Origin of the sequence: Paenibacillus oryzae (genome assembly GCF_001675045.1) — a bacterium.
In the GTDB taxonomy this organism is placed as follows: domain Bacteria; phylum Bacillota; class Bacilli; order Paenibacillales; family Paenibacillaceae; genus Pristimantibacillus; species Pristimantibacillus oryzae.
In genome coordinates this window covers 1-16,528 of record NZ_LYPA01000079.1, presented here as the reverse complement: position 1 = coordinate 16,528, position 16,528 = coordinate 1, and the positions used below count along the sequence as shown (strand labels likewise).

Here is a 16,528-nt window from a genome sequence, read left to right as displayed (position 1 = left end):
CTATTTAATTTGTCAACGGTGATTTGGTCCTTTTTTTAAAAACCTATGCCAATGACGGTAGTTTTCTGCAATTATGCGAAAATTATGCATGATTTGTTACGTTATTTTTGGCTTCGGCAAGCCTACACGGAACCTTCCCAGGGATTCAATCCCTCCAACCCCATCAATTCCGCTGATGGTTCCATGAATCACCTCGGGCAAATTGATGGTATCGCGTATAGGCGTCAGGCTCGCCTTGATGGCGATATAGACGGGGTCCAATGCATGGATCAGAATACGGCCCGGCGAGCTTGCAAAATTGGAGCCTGCCTGCAGCAGCGCTTCAAAATGCGACTGGCATGCGCCGGCAACTACAATAAGGCCATCCCTGTTTTTTTCATATTGGCGGGCAACCCGAACAGCATTCACAAAATTTTGCGAATTTTTGTAGTTGGTCAAGTTGTAGACCTCGCTTTGCGTGCGATGCTTCAACACTCCGTCATGTCCCGTAATGACCACAATATCCGGCCTGGTTTGGGGAAGCAGACGATAAAGCACATCCGCCATCTGCGACTCGTGCAAATAGAGACCCTGCGCCGGTACGCCCATGGTGCCGTAGAGCTGCATACTTTTTTTGAGATAGTTGTTGTCTCCGTCCAGATGCAATACCCGTCCCGGCATTTCAAAATAGGACGCATCGGTCTGCGGCCGCATGCGCTCATTGGCCGATACGGCCATACGTTGTTTTAACGTGTTCATTTTTTCAAGTGAATCTTTAACCTTGATCCGCACCTGCTGCGCCGCTCTCGTTGATTCCGGGTCGCTAACGGTGGACAGATCAGGAAGCGGAGCATCCGCCAGCAGACGGTAGTCCGTGCCTTTCAGAAGGGCAGATTGAGTTAGAATGGCTTCAACACGGAACAATACGTCACCGCCATAGGATTTGCGGACGACCAGGTCCCCTTGCTTCATACGTCTATCACCTCTTCGTTTATCCTATGGGCAGATTGCACGAATGGTGAGACATTTTACTTTAGCAAGCTGTTATCTGCCCCAGCCTTTCTCCAGCAGACTCCGGCTGAGCAGGGCAAACTCCTCTAGCGACAAGGTTTCGCCACGCCGAACAGGATCAATTCCGATACTATGCAGCAGCGCCGTCAGCGCTTCGCGGTTTTCCTTGCCGCACAGAGCGGTCAGGTTGTTGGCAAGCGTCTTGCGGCGCTGTGCAAAGCTGGCCTGAACCACGTTAAAGAAATGCGGCTCATCCTCAACCTCGACTGCGGGCTTCTCCCGAAGTGTCAGCTTGATGACCGCCGAATCCACATTAGGCTGAGGGATAAAGACCGTGTGCGGCACGGTACAAACAAGCTGCGGCACGCAATAATACTGTACAGCAACGCTAAGACTGCCGTATTCCTTGCCTCCCGGCTTCGCAGCCATGCGCTGCGCCACCTCCTTCTGGATCATGACAACAATATGCTGAAGCGGAAGCCGCTCCTCCAGAAGCTTCATCAAAATAGGGGTGGTGACGTAATACGGCAGATTCGCAACAACGCTAACCCCGTCCACGCCTTGAAAATGCTCGCGGAACAACTCCGCCAGATCCAGCTTCAACACGTCGCCATGCAGAACATCCACATGCGGCTCATCCGACAGAACATCGTTCAGAATCGGCAAAAGGCGCTGATCGATTTCAACCGCCACTACGCGGCCTGCCGCATCGGCCAGCCTTCCCGTCAATGCGCCAATGCCGGGGCCGATTTCAAGCGCGCCTTTGGTTTTGTCCAGCTCCGCAGCCGCAACGATATTGTTCAGCACATTGCCGTCGATCAAAAAATTTTGCCCCAAGCTTTTTTTGAAGGAAAATCCGTATTTTGCAATAATTTCTTTGGTTCTCTTAGGCGTACCCACTTCCGCCGCCGACCTTTGCGGCGACTGGCCCGCTTTTTCTGCATCGCCCTTCATCTATGCCTGATCCTCCCATGCCGCATCCATCTCATGAAGTGCAGCCAAAAATTCATCCTTTGAAATGCGGAAGCTTGTACATCGCTTAAAAAATTGCTTCCCGTTGCAATAGCCGATGCCCAGCAGCTTGCCCATGCGCAGCCGGCGCTCCGCCGCTTGCTCATGTACGATCAGCCCCGCATCCATCAAATCGCTCCAGTCCACCTCGCCGGCCACCTCGGCCGTTTCCGTCCGCAGCTCGGAGAGAGCCTTTCGAATCGCCTCCGGACTTGCATTCTCTATGCCAATGTCTCCCTTGTATTCCGCGAGCTCCTGAGGCAGAAACGCATGCTTGCAGCCAGGCGCATGCCGCGCAACAATTTTACGTATTCTTTCGCCGGCATGATCGGGGTCCGTAAAAATAATGATTCCCCGTCTTTCATTCGCCAAAGCTATCCGGCGCAGCACCGATTCGCCGATAGCGGACCCGTTTGTTTCGATTGTATCAGCATCGACAGCGCGTTTAATTGCCGCAGTATCGTCCTTGCCTTCCACCACAATAATTTCCTTGATCATGGCGCATTATCCTCCATTCCGGCCTTTGAACAAGCAAAAAGAAGAGGCGGCGCCTCTTCTTGAATCTAGGGCGTGTCTGAAAACTCGATCAAGGGCATCTATCACCGCCTTTTCGCCCCCTGCTGCGTTACTTTTCCTTGACTTACCCCCGGTAAGCCTTCGAAAAAGCGCCTTGCATGGAACAAAAATTCGGAAATATCTGCTCCTTGCGGAGTCTTCAGACACACCCTACCATATTCTGCTGCTGATTGCGAACGCAGCTATCCTGGGACATGCATGCAAACCTAACTCGACGTTGGTTTGTTTGGACCAAGAATGTATACGGTATAACCGGACTTCTTGCCAAATTTGTTCGCTTTGCTTTCGCTGTCGAAATAAACATCTATTTTATTGCCTTTAATCGCACTGCCTGTGTCCTCTGCCCGACGGAATCCAATGCCTTCAATGTAAACCCACCAGCCCATGGGTACGACCTTAGGGTCGACCGCAATTGTCCTGCCCTCCTGAACCTTTGTTCCGGAAGCCGTAATGCCGTATTGCGGATGATCCTCGTCTTTGCCCGTAGAAGCGACTCCAGCGGAATAAGCCGTCAGAGTTACACTTTCGAGCACCTTTTTCGCCTTAAAGGTTACATCGCCCTTCGTAACCGTCGCAACGCTCGGACTGTTGCTGGACAGCACCGTCACTTTTGGCTCGGGCTTTTTTGTGCCAACCGCTACAATCTGGTCGACAACTGCTGTTTCAACAACCTCGCTGATGCTTTGGCTGGCAACAAGCACGCCATTTTCATATTTCTGCTCAAAGCTTTCAATCACGACGCCTTCTTTTCCTGACTGGACCACCTTTTCCTTGCCTTGCTCCAGATTAGGGTCGTTTTTCTTCACGATAGAGAAGGGTACGTTTTTCTCCTGCTTTGATACCTTGGTATCTACGCGGACAACCGTTACCGTGTCGTTTGCCTCAAGGCTTTCGGTAAGCGGAGGTGTTACTTTATCATCATTGCGCAGGGATAGATTCACTTCGCCTATCGCCGCTTGTACTGTCTTCTCTGTCGTGTACACCGTTAAGGTCTTGCCGTCTGCTTTTACAATTACGGGTATCGCTTGATCCACTACGATTCGGTCACCATTCTTAATTGGGGAATTAAGCGGAACGGATATCTCGTCGTGTGGTCCTATTGTAATAGCTTGTTCATCCAGTAGGCGTTGCAGAACCCATTGCTTTGTTTTCACAACGGTTTCTTGTCCGTTCACTACTACGGATACGCTTTTCACCGCGGTTCCGTACAACAACACCAAAAACATGAAAGTCATAGCGATTGAGATTACTGCACTCAAAATAATCAAACGCAAGTTTCCATGCTTCCATCGCATTGCGAAAGTCATGCTGGATGATCGTTGCCCATGGGTGTCCTTAAATTGGATTAAGCCCACTACTTCGGTCCTCCTTCATAGCCCCGCCGCCAAGTGTTACGCATGTTACAACTGACGCGACTATAATCATTATTGGCGCGCAAGCGCGCTCTTCCCTACAGCAGAATCCTCCCACCCCCCTGTTCCATCCCTATGACGACGATTGACTGTTTATTCAAGCTTGGGGGCTGGTCGTCATTCGGGAGGGGTGCTCAGGCGACATCCCAATGGGCAGCATCGGGAAGCAATCAGGGGGGAGGGGAAAGGGGTTAAACCAGTCTGCTATACTGGAAATGGAATACAAAAGGTAAAGCTCTGATTTGAATCATACCTTCATCAGAGCCTTGTTGTAAAGAAGCGATAAAATGCGATTTAAACGAAAAAAGCGGGTAAACTTTGAAAAAATCAAGGAATTGGCCGATAAAAATCAGTTTTTTTGCGCGAAAGGTCTTTATTTCTCCCTCTTTGACCGACTTTTATACAATCCCAAAACATTTTTTTCCGTTTTCGGTCGTAATCCGGCCTAATTCTTCGACCGATATCCCCTTAATTTCAGCTGCCGCCTCTGCAACAAACGAGACATAAGAGGACTCATTTCTCTTCCCTCGATATGGGTGTGGTGTCAAATAAGGGGAATCCGTTTCAATCAAAAGACGGTCCAAGGGAACGCTTGCAAGGGCTTCCTTTGGTACCCTTGCATTTTTGTAAGTAACTGGTCCACCAAACGAAATATAGAAATTCATATCCAGACAAATTTGGGCCGTTTCCGGGCTTCCGGAGAAGCAATGCATAACGCCCCCCACTTCCCCCGCTTTTTCCTCCCGCAAAATCGTCAAAATATCTTCATGAGCGTCCCGGTTATGAATGACGATTGGTTTGCCTACTTTACGGGCCAGCCGGATTTGCTCCCGGAATACAGCATGCTGCACCTCTTTTGGTGAAGTATCCCAATAATAATCCAGTCCAATTTCGCCGATTGCAACTACTTTTGGATGCTTGCAAAGCTCCTCGATCCAGACCAGATCCTGGGGCGTCATATGAATGCTTTCTACCGGATGCCACCCAACCGCCGCATAAATAAAATCATACGTCTCCGCCAATTTCATCGTTGTAGGAATCGTTTCCCTGTCAAAGCCGATATTAACCATCAGCTCTACACCCGCCTCCCGGGCGCGCATAATGACAGCTTCTCTGTCATCGTCAAATTTATGGGAATCCAGGTGAGTATGTGTGTCGAACAGCACAGCCATTTTTAATGCTCTCCTTTAGGTCAGGTGTAATGCCTGAATGATTTTTTCGGATAAAAGGTGTTTATGCAGCAATAACGGCTCCTCTGGAAAATACAGCCGGTATTCCCCTTGATGCAGCCCTGTAATGGAACGAACAATGTCGGATTTGACGGAAATTTCGCTAATGCCGCCTTCATGATCCAGTAACAAAATCGGAGCTTTTCCACCCTTTTCTCCCTTTTTCTGATCCAGTCTGTACACATCGTAGGGGAGGTCAAAGGGATAATCGATCTCCATATGATAGACCGGATCAAGCCCGATCGACGGCATCAGCTCCGCGAGCTCAGACAGCCACGTTTCATCGGGGTGATCAATGGTTACATATTTATATAGCTTTCGGTTCAGGAAGCGCCAGCACAGATTGCTGAGCAAACCGTCCTCCTCCTGGCACCATTCGGCAAACGCGGTTTGGGCCAAAGCCTCATCCAGCTTCAAATATGCCTGTAAATCGAGACTATTGTCCAGCAGCTGTTTAAGCGGCGTCGACATCCAGGAAAAGGTGTAGCCTGCCTGGTTAAGCTGTTGCGCACGACGGAAAATTTGCCTCAATATAATTTCCGAGCTGCGCGTCACCGGATGGAAATAAATTTGCCAATACATTTGATAACGCGACATCAAATAATGCTCCACCGCATGCATGCCGCTTTCCTTTACGACAATCCGGTCACGGCTCGGGCGAAGGACGCGAAGTATCCGTTCCAGATCGAATGTACCGTAGTTTACGCCGGTAAAATAAGCATCCCTTAACAAATAATCCATACGATCGGCATCCATCTGGCTGGAGATCAGACTGACCACAATCGGTTTTGGATAGGTTTTGGAGATAACAGCCGCTACCTGGCCAGGGAAATCGGGGGACACTTTTTTCAGCACAGCATTAATTTCTGTATCTCCAAGCAAAATATTGCATGTCCACTGCTCATGATCCGTGTCGAAAATATCCTCCAGAGAATGAGAGAAGGGACCATGCCCAACATCATGAAGAAGCGCTGCGCATAAGGAAACAAGCCGCTCTTCGACAGGCCAATCGGGATATTCATTTCTTTCGAACTGTGAAATAATGCGACGCGTTATTTCATAAACGCCGAGTGAATGTGAAAACCGGCTGTGTTCAGCCCCATGAAAGGTGAGATAAGTGGTTCCAAGCTGCCGGATTCGGCGCAGACGTTGAAATTCCTTTGTATTAATAAGATTCCAGATCGTTTCGTCCCGCACATAGACGTAGTGGTGAACAGGATCCTTGAATACTTTTTCTTCCGATAATGGTTTTTTCATTCTATCATCTCCTTTGTTCATATTTTCGACACATTTCTCAAAACTAGTGTCGAATAATGTCGCAATTTAGTTTCCAAATTGTCGAAGCTGTTGTATTCTATTACAGAGCAATTTAAGCTTGATTTACTCAAAAGCGTATAACCACGCTGTTTTATGAGAATTTTCTAGGTTGACTGTTTTGGGAAGAGTTGGTATTATAGTAACATAGAATCTACAAAGAATGTCGAATCGTGACGAATCATATTTTTGAGAGGATTGATAAACAATGATGAAATCCACCGGTATTGTCCGTAAAGTTGATGAGCTTGGCCGCGTTGTTATTCCAATTGAATTGCGCCGTACACTGGGCATCGGCGAAAAGGATGCTCTTGAGATTTATGTAGACGGCGAGCGCATCATGTTGAAGAAATATGAGCCTGCATGCATCTTCTGCGGCAATGCGGAGAACGTTTCCTACTTTAAAGGAAAAATTGTTTGCCATATTTGTTTATCAGAAATGCCTACTCCTGTGACAAAATAAAAAAAATCGGTTATAATCATTTTATACCTACTTGTTAATTCTAACCTTTTTATACTCCTTGACGCCTTCCTAGCTAAAACCCGGCCAGGAAGGTCCTTTTTTTATTAGCGGTTATTCAAAAAGTCCGCCTTTCATTACGAAACATGCCTGATGGCATAAGCAGCAGTTTCGCATTAGCGGTTTACTTCATTATAAACATCCCGCTTCGACAGGCCGCGATCCATAGCCGTTTGCTTGATGGCTTCCTTGCGGCTCATCGTGTTTTCATAATGAGCAACATGCGACTCCAGATCAAGCGTTTCCCACCAATCGCTTCCTCCCGTATCCTGATTCGCCTCATCTTCTCCAGCGCCCTCCATTACGATGCAAAATTCGCCCTTAGGCTCATGCTGCCCAAACCATTCCATCGCTTCTGTTATCGTGCCGCGGAGCACTTCTTCATGCCGCTTGGTTAATTCGCGCGCCACAGCAATTCGCCGATTCCCTACAGCATCCAGCATATAGGCGAGTGTCTTGGCAATACGATGAGGAGATTCATACAGCAAAATAGTTGCCCGCTGTCGTCCAAGCTGCTCCAGCATCCTCTGAGCCGACTTTTTATCCCGGGGCAAAAAACCCGCAAACAGGAATTGGTCCGTCGGCAAACCGGACATGATAAGCGCAGATAAAGCAGCATTGGCTCCCGGAACAGCAATGACTGCGATTCCCGCCGCTACCGCATCGGAAACGAGATCGGCGCCAGGATCGGAAATCGCCGGTAAACCGGCGTCGCTGACCAGCGCAATATTTTTTCCTTCTATTAATAAGCGTATCAGTTCAGGTCCGCTCGCCGACTTGTTATGCTCGTGATAACTGACCAGCCGGGTATGGATATCAAAATGCGTTAATAGCTTTCGGGTTTGCCTAGTATCTTCTGCCGCGATTAGATCGGCTTCTTTCAACATACGGATAGCCCGAAAGGTCATATCCTCCAAATTCCCGATAGGTGTTGCCACAAGGTACAGCTTGCCCGCTTCACCCTCATGGCTTCCTCCTATAGTACCAGCATAGCTTTTTTGTACGTTCATACAATCTGCACTCCTTCATCGTTATACACCATAATCGGGGGCAGGAGCCTGATATCCGGTTTTCCATCGCGGCTTGCTTCAATTAAGATCATATTGGCCTCCGAACGGGCATTGGGGTGAACAAACTGAATGCGCTTCGGCTCCAGTCTCCACTTTCGCATCGTTTCCACGATGTCCAGCATTCGGGAAGGACGGTGCACCATAAACAACTTGCCCCCCGGCCGAAGTAAACGGCTGCATGCTTGAACCAGCTCTTCCAGACTGCAATGTATTTCATGCCTTGCGATGGCATAATGCTGGTTTTCATTTTTGTCCCCGCTAGTGACAGGCATATAAGGCGGATTAACGGTAATCGCATCATACGCTCCATTTCCGGCAACGGCGGGATATTGGCGCAAATCCTGCTCCACCACATGAATTTGTCCCTGAAGGCCGTTCAACTCCACGCTCCGCCTGGCCATATCCGCTAGACGAGGCTGGATTTCCACCGCATCAATCCGGGCGTTTGTTTTTGCTGTAAGCAGAATGGGAATCACTCCATTGCCTGTACATAAATCGGCAATACGGCCTTGTCTGGGCACGCTTGCGAAACGGGAAAGCAATACCGCATCCAATGAAAAACTGAACACCTCTCTGCTTTGAATAATGCGAAAGCCGGTATCCATCAACAAATCGTCGATTCGTTCTCCCGGTACAAGGATATGCTGCGACTCCTGCGACATTATTAATCTCTCCTTTTGACAATAAACGATAATGAAAAAACCTCTATCCTCGGCCTCTCGGAGATGAGCGGCCGCGTTTAGAGGTTGGTGTAAATCGTCTTACTTATTTAAGAAAGACAGACAAAACAGACAATCCCCTTCTGTTCGAAGATGCCCGTAGTACACATTGCAAATATGGAAGCCTTCATGATACAACCGGGTCAGGTTATCATGTCCTTCACCAAGGGCTACAGATTCATCATCATGAACTAGCGGTTCATCAGCAACAGCCTTCTCCGTATCCATGTGATGATTAGCAGCCAACTGAATTTCACGCTCGGCTGCCGTTTCACGTTTGAATACTTGTCGAAGCTGATGATTCTCAATGCTGAGCCGTTTATTTTCCTCCAACAGCTCTTTCACCTTCTGCTTGAGTGCGCTAAACTCGGCATGAAATGATCCAACCCGATTATCCAACTCATCCATCTGAACAAAAATATCTCTCTTCTCCAAGTCCCCACCCCAGAGCTTCAGCCCTGCCGCCGCTACTTGATTACAACATCATCCAGCGGCAGTTCTTTTGGTTTGCCCGGCACATCGAACAATTGTACATAAACCGATTTTGAAGAGGCATTAATGCCCGTCACTTTTCCTTCACCATATGAGGTAATGACAATTTTACCAATGGCCGGAAGTTCCTCGCGTACACTTTCATAATTGTCATGCTCATATTTTAAGCAGCACATCAGACGCCCGCATAAACCCGATATTTTGGTCGGATTGAGCGACAGGTTCTGGTCCTTCGCCATCTTGATGGATACAGGCTCAAAGTCGCCTAACCATGAAGAACAGCAGAGCACCCGGCCGCAAGGCCCGATGCCGCCAAGCATCTTCGCTTCATCCCTAACGCCGATCTGACGAAGCTCGATTCGGGTCCGGAACACGCTGGCCAAATCCTTTACCAGCTCACGAAAGTCAACCCGGCCCTCCGCCGTAAAATAAAAGATGATTTTGTTGCGGTCAAACGTAAATTCGACATCAACCAGCTTCATCCGCAGCTGATGAGTTTTAATCTTCTCCAGACAAGTCGTAAATGCCCCCTTGGCAGCAGAACGATTCTCTTCAACCACCTGGGCATCGCTATCGCTGGCAATGCGTATCACTTTCTTGAGAGGGAGAACAACATCCGATTCACCGACTTGCTTCTGTCCCACCACCACTTTACCGTATTCGATTCCGCGGGCAGTCTCAACAATAACATGCTGCTCTTTGTCCACGGGATGTTCGACCGGATCAAAGTAATAGATCTTGCCCGCTTTCTTGAAGCGGACACCGATGACATTATACAAGGATTAGCCCTCCTGTAGATTTACCATTAATTGCTCAATCGCCAGCTGGGGCGCTACATTGCTCCGTATGCGCTTGCCGGCTTCCAGCACATGCTCCATACAGGAGACCCAGCCCCCGAACGAGCGATTGTATGCATGACTGCTTATCCATTCCAACTGATCTATAAAAACAATCTTGTCCCGCCTTCCGGCTTGGAACTGTGTCAAATCCTTAAACCAAAGCATTAAAAGCGAAAGCAGCAGACCGACATGTTGCCCCATGTCTTTTTTGGATAGCTGCTGCTGGATGGTGACCATCGCCGCGGTGAATCGGGTTATGCTCTCCTTGCCTAATTGTATCACTAGGCTTCGGATTTCTGCAAACTCATTCTGTCCAATGATTTCTCTTGCCCCGGTTATTCCCGAGGATAAGTGAACCGCCGCTCTGGCCAGCAGGGGAGGCGCTCCTTCCTGCACAAGCTGCTCCAGAATTTTTTCGGGAGGAAGCGGCAGAAACGGCACCCACTGCGTTCTGGAGCGAATGGTAGGCAATACAGCTTGTCCGTTGTCTGTAATCAGAATACCGACGATTTGGGCAACGGGTTCTTCCAGAAATTTCAGCAGGCTGTTAGCTGCCTGCAAGGTCATCTTTTCCGCGCCTTCCATAATATACACAGCCCGCTCCGATTGTGCGCTTCTGTAGGATAGCTTGCGCTGGAGCTCCCGTATCTGGTCGATCTTGATGCTTTGCCCGTCCGGAACGATCTTGATCAAATTAGTTTGGTTGCCATGTTGAAACTTGCGGCATTCCAGGCATTCTCCGCATGCCTCCCAACCTCCGGCCGTACAAAACAGCGATTCTGCAAAAGCTTCTGCAATCGCCATTCTCCCGCTTCCCGCCGGTCCATTAAACAAATAGGCATGAGATATTTTGTCATTGCGTAGCGCATGCTCCAATATGCGAAGCGCTTTCCATTGGCCGCCGGATTGTGCCAGTTGCTCCAAGCCCATAACCATGATCCTTACCTTTCTTCTCCGTCTTGCGCGTCAAAACAGCAAATTAATGAGAATGCCGCGTATTTCTCCAATTTTATGAAGAAGATCAATTCGACCTTGCTCGCTATCCAGAAGCTCGTCGGCCATTGCCAAAAGCTGATCGTCGATTTCATCAAGCAGCTTATAGCGTTTGACTCGGCCGCGACGGTCGAAGCCCCTTACTTCCTTAAGGCCTACGCCGCGCCTCATGGTATCCTCCAGAAACTTTTTCACCATCTGGCGATATAGCTTCAATTCCCGGACCGTCATCAGCTTGGAGAGCTTCTCTCCTTGCTTCTGTATATCCATCAGCTTCTGCTGCAGCTCCACCTGGGTCCGCTGGGCGTCCTGATGCACCATCACATCGGCAAAGCTGACCGGCTGAATCGGCTTTGCCGCCTGATCCGTTGATGTCCTATTTTGCCCCAATAGTCTCGGGCCTTGATCTACTCTCATCTTTGCTCACGCCCAATCAGAAATGTTCAAAGCGCTCAACAGGAACCACGAATACGGCAGCGCCGCCTATCTGAACCTCAACAGGGAACGGGATGTAGGAGTCTGTCGAACCGCCCATTGGCGAAACAGGTGTAACCAGCTGATCCCTCACCTTGCAGTTTGCACCGATCACTTGAAGCACCTCATGCACGCGCTCGTCCTCGATCCCGATCAAAAACGTTGTATTGCCTGCCCTCAGGAAACCGCCTGTACTTGCAAGTTTTGTAGCCCGGAAGCCTTCGCGCACAAGCGCGTTTGACAAACGATTGCTGTCCTTGTCCTGGATCACCGCAATTACTAATTTCATGGTCGTTTCCTCCTATGGTTTGGTATGGCTGTTACCTGTTATTGACTGGTATCGACTATTCAGGCCCTGTCTTAAGATTGTTTATTGTAAAAGATTTTGACGTTGAATCTGTAATTCCTTCCAATCGGGCTTCGAGAAGGCGTAAAACCTCGTGATACACCTCTTCCTTGCTGCGCTCGGCATTCACTTCTACGATCCGCTCCGGATAACGCTTCAGCAGAATTTTATATCCTTCGCGAACACGTTCGTGGAATGTCATTTTCTCCAGATCAAGACGATTAATTTCCCGCTCTTCCGATTCCTGGATTCTTCTAAGTCCAACCTCAGGGGAAATATCCATATAAATCGTTAAATCCGGCATAACATTATTTATTGCAAAATGATTAATGCTCCAGATCTCATCCATGCCGATACCGCGTGCATGTCCCTGGTAGGCCAGTGAGCTGTCGACGAAGCGATCGCACAACACGACCTCTCCCCGCTGCAAAGCCGGAATCACCTTCTCTACCAGATGTTGTCTTCGCGACGCCGCATAAAGCAAAGCTTCGGTACGCGCATCCATCTCCACATGCTCGCGGTCGAGTATAACGGAACGAATTTTCTCCGCGATGGGAATTCCGCCAGGCTCTCGCGTAAGCATTACACTCCTGCCCGCTTCCTGCAGCTTATGCGCCAGCTTTTCAAAAAGTGAGGTTTTGCCCGCGCCTTCGCCGCCTTCTATTGTAATAAACCATCCTCTGTTCAATCCTCGGATCTCCTAACTTATAGAGACTGTTGATAAAACTACAATAATTACTGTTGAGCTATGCGACCGAAGGTCAAAGGTCGTTTTTATCGCCAAGTCTTAGGATTATGCTTGTTCTTATTGTAGCAAAGGCCTACCGTCACGACAATGACAGTTTGACAGGATAACGCTGCTTTTGAGGTATATTTCATTTTTTTTCTTCTATTAAAATAGATATCGTTCTCATCGTATCGTCAACTGACCCTTGGAATTTTGCCCCAGCTGCTGCCAGCTTCATTATTTCTCCGATCACCGCTTCGGAAATCGCTTCTCCCTGGTACAGCAACGGGATGCCCGGCGGGTAGGGAACAACCATTTCTGCAGCTATGCAGCCAGCCGCCTCCTTCAACGCAATTCGGGTTGCATGAGGCCCCTCGGCGTCAATCATTTGCCGCGAAAATTGCACCGGGTTGCTTATACCTAAACCAGCTCCAGTAGTATGACCTTCCATCAAAGCTGAATCTGAGTTGAGCGCCCCGATTTTTTTATCCGGCATGTAACGTGAATGGATATCTGTTATAGCCTCTTTCAAACAACGCAGATTCTCTTCATTGGCGCCAATGCCAAAGATAAGCAGCGTGTAGGTTGAGTTAGACATTTCCGCCCAGCATTGTCTTTGTTCCAATTGGCGCTGCAGCTCAAAGCCGGACAATCTGCCAGACCTATCGTATAGCAAAACCCTTAAGGGATCATATTGCAGATCGCTCACGGCAGGCTCGTAAGCTTGGATTATTCCCTCTTGTTCCCGGAGCCAGCGATTAAATGCTCGCGCCCCATCCAGTGCGCTTTGGAACAAAGCGGGCCCTGCTGCATCGATCATAGCCCGGGAAATATCCAAGGTGGCCATAATGGGAAATGAAGGGCTGGAGCTTTGAATCATGGACAAATAGTTCTTTATTTTCCCGCGGTTCAAGCGATTTCCCTGTACATGCAGCATGGCGCCCATCGTTAAAGCCGGCAGTGTTTTGTGAGCGGACTGAACGACCGCATCAGCGCCTGCTGAAATAGCAGAGCTAGGGAGCTCAGGATGGAGCCCATAATGAGCTCCGTGTGCTTCATCCACCAGCAACGGTATGCCCTGGCTGTGGCATATGGCGGCATAAGCGGCAAGATCAGCTCCCAGCCCGTAATAATTGGGATTGCTCAAAAATACCGCTTTGGCATCAGGATATTGCCCAATTGCAGCTGAAACCAATTCAGCCGATGGAACGGTGGCAAGCGAGCCTGTCCCATCATACTCTGGCGCAAGGAATACAGCCTTTGCCCCTGCAAGCTTTAGTCCATGAATAACGGATTTATGTACATTCCTCTGCACTATAACAACATCGCCCGGTTCGCATACAGCGAGCAGCACGCCAATGTTTCCTGCAGTGCTTCCTCCTACTAGAAAAAAAGTCTCTTCTGATCCAAAAGTAGCTGCAGCAAGCTGTTGTGACTCCGCAATACAAGCCTCAGGATGATGAAGATCATCCGTAGAGGCCAGCTCAGTCAAATCCATTTCCATCAGAGGCAAAAATGTTTCCTTAAGCCCTTCCACCGAACTTAGCCATTCCTCGACGCCATATTGAAATGACCGGCCTCCGTGATGACCAGGCACATGAAAGCTCGAAGGTTGGCCGCTTCTATGACGAACCAATGCTTCATACAGCGGAGCTTGTATTTTTATCTTGTTTTCCATAACTGTACAGTTCCTTTCAGCTTATGCTTAACTACATTGTATCGAATCACATTCTTCCCCGTAAACGAAAAAAGAGCAGCCTTTGCTCCAAGGCCGCTCAAGCATTCTTTTCCATAAAAAGCTGCTTCATCTGATGAATAAAAAATGGATATTTGGCATCCTTCACATCAGTATGAACCATTTCTGTTTCACAGCCGTTGCAGATAAAACCAAGCACGATTCGGATACCTTCGCCCTCCGTCTTATGCTCTCCGCAAATGCTGCATCGGTAAACATGATGATCTTCCATCATCATCACCCGCCTTCTGCTGCCGTATTCCTATACCTACTATTATGACATTTATTCTAGCGAAATATACTTGTTTCATAATCAATTTCAAATATTTATATATGGTATGCGCCGTATAGGCAAAAGGTGTATCCGTTAACCCCGAAAATTTCGTCATTCAAAATCATTTCATCAAATTTCTCTTTTTGCCGATATACATAGTGGAACAAACAAGCAGGGGGACACTTTCATGAAGCAATCCTTATCCGATCAAAAAAATGCTACGATTTATCAATATCAGCTGATCAAGCGTGTCCTAATAAAGCCTGAGCTCGTGATTAGCCATTCCATTATTGCGCTTATTTTTTTGGGCGCTCAATATCTTGTTTATGATATGAGTGGCATATTTTCCTGGTTATTTGGCTTTGCAGCTATTCAATTACTTCACCTTATTATCATTCTATTAACCTTTATATCCGTAACCGAAGCAACCGACCGCCAATGGTCTTGGCGTATCAGCCCTCCTTGGATTGGGTTCAAGCCTATCAATGACATTACCTTACTCATTTTTAGACGAGTTCACCGGCATTTATTCTGGCTTGGGATTTGCGTCATTTCCGCACTTTATCCCTGGATCAATTCATCGCTTTTTATAAGCCTGGTTTGCTGGCACTTCTGGGTCATAGTACCAAGATTAATGATTTCCGTCGCCTTCCGCAAGCAACGAAAAGACGGCGTATTACGCTTGCAAATGCGCGAAGCTTCATATTACCACCGCTAGTAGTGTTTATACACCAGGTAAACCACGATAGCAGCTGTGAGCTTGCAGATGAGCTTGCAGATGAGCTTGCATACTGCTTTCGTGGGCATTTCCTCTACGTAAAATGGAACTAGTCTCGACACAGGCAGGTGGTTAGAATTAAACTGGTTTCAGTAATTTCGGTAATTTCAGTAATTTCAGTAATTTGGGTAATCCTATAGTATCCGGACATTTTTGTCCGTTAGCGCATCAAAAAGTACAATTATCACATTGTAAAGGACACCGCTGTCCGTAAGAAGTAAAAATTAGGACAAATAACATATTATTTACGGGCTAACGGTCAAATCTGACCGTCAAAGTGTCTAAAACCTCGAAATTGCCCTTCTAACACTCACCGATGACCGTTACACTAGAAACTAACCTTTACAGGCTGTTTGTGCTTGGCGATGGCCATTCCGCACCGGGATGCATATGCTTCGCAGCATACACATCCCGGTCGGCGTCTGAACCTACCACTAAAGCCGGGCCAACTTCATCGACTTACTTCGATCCAATAGGTTCAGACACTCTCCCCTTGGGAGAGAGGACGTACCCGCACAATCAACAAAAAACCTACCGTCTCATACGTACGGTAGGCTGTTTGTGCTTGGCGATGGCCATTCCGCACCGGGATGCATGTGCTCCGCAGCATACACATCCCGGTCGGCGTCTGAACCTACCACTAAAGCCGGGCCCACTTCATCGACTTACTTCGATACAATCGGTTCAGACACTCTCCCACCAAGGGAGAGGGGGACGTACCCGCACAAACAACAAAAAACCTACCGTCTCATACGTACGGTAGGCTGTTTGTGCTTGGCGACGTCCTACTCTCCCAGGACCCTGCGGTCCAAGTACCATCGGCGCTGGAGGGCTTAACGGTCGTGTTCGGGATGGGAACGCGTGGTTCCCCTCCGCCGTCATCACCAAACGTAGCGTTTGCACGCTGAAAACCGGATACGAAAGAATGCTTAACGTTACTTTAGCTGATTGCTTGATGTCTGTATGAACAATCAAGACAATAGGATAAGCCCTCGACCGATTAGTATTCGTCAGCTCCACACATTGCTG

Annotated in this window: 18 protein-coding genes and 1 rRNA gene; 2 read left to right on the top strand and 17 right to left on the bottom strand. The window is 48.4% G+C overall.

Translation table 11 applies throughout. The features are described 5' to 3' along the window. Positions 1–96: 96 nt before the first annotated feature. The 6 genes from yabG to A7K91_RS23780 form a co-directional block, all read right to left on the bottom strand. A complete protein-coding gene (gene yabG / locus A7K91_RS23805) occupies positions 97–951 on the bottom strand; it encodes a sporulation peptidase YabG (protein ID WP_068686988.1) in 855 nt (284 codons plus the stop codon). Between the two features lie 72 nt (positions 952–1,023). Further along, complete coding sequence (gene rsmA / locus A7K91_RS23800; RefSeq protein WP_068686987.1) at positions 1,024–1,944, bottom strand: 16S rRNA (adenine(1518)-N(6)/adenine(1519)-N(6))-dimethyltransferase RsmA; 921 nt, start codon at positions 1,942–1,944, stop codon at positions 1,024–1,026. Further along, on the bottom strand, positions 1,945–2,499 hold the full coding sequence (gene rnmV / locus A7K91_RS23795) for a ribonuclease M5 (RefSeq protein ID WP_068686986.1): 555 nt from the start codon (positions 2,497–2,499) through the stop codon (positions 1,945–1,947). It abuts the gene before it with no gap. Between the two features lie 284 nt (positions 2,500–2,783). Further along, a complete protein-coding gene (locus tag A7K91_RS23790) occupies positions 2,784–3,932 on the bottom strand; it encodes a resuscitation-promoting factor (protein WP_068686985.1) in 1,149 nt (382 codons plus the stop codon). Between the two features lie 455 nt (positions 3,933–4,387). Further along, positions 4,388–5,155 carry a TatD family hydrolase gene (locus tag A7K91_RS23785; protein WP_068687041.1) on the bottom strand — a complete coding sequence of 256 codons (768 nt, stop codon included), beginning with the start codon at positions 5,153–5,155 and terminating at the stop codon, positions 4,388–4,390. A gap of 21 nt (positions 5,156–5,176) precedes the next feature. Next, a complete protein-coding gene (locus A7K91_RS23780; RefSeq protein ID WP_068686984.1) occupies positions 5,177–6,475 on the bottom strand; it encodes an HD domain-containing protein in 1,299 nt (432 codons plus the stop codon). A gap of 265 nt (positions 6,476–6,740) precedes the next feature. Between A7K91_RS23780 and A7K91_RS23775 the strand changes: the two genes are divergently transcribed. Beyond that, positions 6,741–6,995: an AbrB/MazE/SpoVT family DNA-binding domain-containing protein gene (locus A7K91_RS23775; RefSeq protein ID WP_028609554.1), complete on the top strand. Its 255-nt coding sequence runs from the start codon at positions 6,741–6,743 to the stop codon at positions 6,993–6,995. Positions 6,996–7,168: 173 nt separating this feature from the next. On the opposite strand, the gene rsmI is transcribed toward A7K91_RS23775, so the two are convergent. The 10 genes from rsmI to A7K91_RS23725 all read right to left on the bottom strand — a co-directional run bounded on the left by rsmI (position 7,169) and on the right by A7K91_RS23725 (position 14,679). After that, positions 7,169–8,062, bottom strand: coding sequence for a 16S rRNA (cytidine(1402)-2'-O)-methyltransferase (gene rsmI, locus A7K91_RS23770; protein ID WP_068686983.1), 894 nt, complete (start codon positions 8,060–8,062; stop codon positions 7,169–7,171). After that, positions 8,059–8,784 carry a tRNA1(Val) (adenine(37)-N6)-methyltransferase gene (locus tag A7K91_RS23765; RefSeq protein WP_068686982.1) on the bottom strand — a complete coding sequence of 242 codons (726 nt, stop codon included), beginning with the start codon at positions 8,782–8,784 and terminating at the stop codon, positions 8,059–8,061. The genes rsmI and A7K91_RS23765 overlap by 4 nt, the downstream gene beginning before the upstream one ends. Positions 8,785–8,883: 99 nt before the next feature. Then, complete coding sequence (locus A7K91_RS23760; RefSeq protein WP_068686981.1) at positions 8,884–9,276, bottom strand: initiation-control protein YabA; 393 nt, start codon at positions 9,274–9,276, stop codon at positions 8,884–8,886. Positions 9,277–9,308: 32 nt separating this feature from the next. Next, on the bottom strand, positions 9,309–10,112 hold the full coding sequence (locus tag A7K91_RS23755) for a PSP1 domain-containing protein (protein WP_068686980.1): 804 nt from the start codon (positions 10,110–10,112) through the stop codon (positions 9,309–9,311). Positions 10,113–10,115: 3 nt separating this feature from the next. Further along, on the bottom strand, positions 10,116–11,102 hold the full coding sequence (gene holB / locus A7K91_RS23750) for a DNA polymerase III subunit delta' (protein WP_068687040.1): 987 nt from the start codon (positions 11,100–11,102) through the stop codon (positions 10,116–10,118). 36 nt (positions 11,103–11,138) lie between these two features. After that, the gene (locus A7K91_RS23745; protein WP_068686979.1) at positions 11,139–11,582 is read right to left on the bottom strand and encodes a YaaR family protein; all 444 of its coding nucleotides are present in this window, start codon (positions 11,580–11,582) and stop codon (positions 11,139–11,141) included. Positions 11,583–11,598: 16 nt separating this feature from the next. Continuing rightward, on the bottom strand, positions 11,599–11,928 hold the full coding sequence (locus A7K91_RS23740) for a cyclic-di-AMP receptor (protein WP_068686978.1): 330 nt from the start codon (positions 11,926–11,928) through the stop codon (positions 11,599–11,601). A gap of 55 nt (positions 11,929–11,983) precedes the next feature. Further along, complete coding sequence (tmk, locus tag A7K91_RS23735) at positions 11,984–12,673, bottom strand: dTMP kinase (RefSeq protein WP_068686977.1); 690 nt, start codon at positions 12,671–12,673, stop codon at positions 11,984–11,986. Between the two features lie 187 nt (positions 12,674–12,860). Then, the gene (locus A7K91_RS23730; RefSeq protein WP_068686976.1) at positions 12,861–14,390 is read right to left on the bottom strand and encodes an aminotransferase class I/II-fold pyridoxal phosphate-dependent enzyme; all 1,530 of its coding nucleotides are present in this window, start codon (positions 14,388–14,390) and stop codon (positions 12,861–12,863) included. A 97-nt stretch (positions 14,391–14,487) separates the two neighbouring features. Next, positions 14,488–14,679: a sigma factor G inhibitor Gin gene (locus A7K91_RS23725; protein ID WP_068687039.1), complete on the bottom strand. Its 192-nt coding sequence runs from the start codon at positions 14,677–14,679 to the stop codon at positions 14,488–14,490. A 229-nt stretch (positions 14,680–14,908) separates the two neighbouring features. Between A7K91_RS23725 and A7K91_RS23720 the strand changes: the two genes are divergently transcribed. After that, positions 14,909–15,439, top strand: a complete 531-nt coding sequence (locus tag A7K91_RS23720; protein WP_068686975.1) for a hypothetical protein — start codon at positions 14,909–14,911, stop codon at positions 15,437–15,439. Between the two features lie 832 nt (positions 15,440–16,271). Here the strand turns inward: A7K91_RS23720 and rrf are convergent. Further along, positions 16,272–16,388 (bottom strand): 5S ribosomal RNA (gene rrf, locus A7K91_RS23715). Positions 16,389–16,528: the final 140 nt, after the last annotated feature.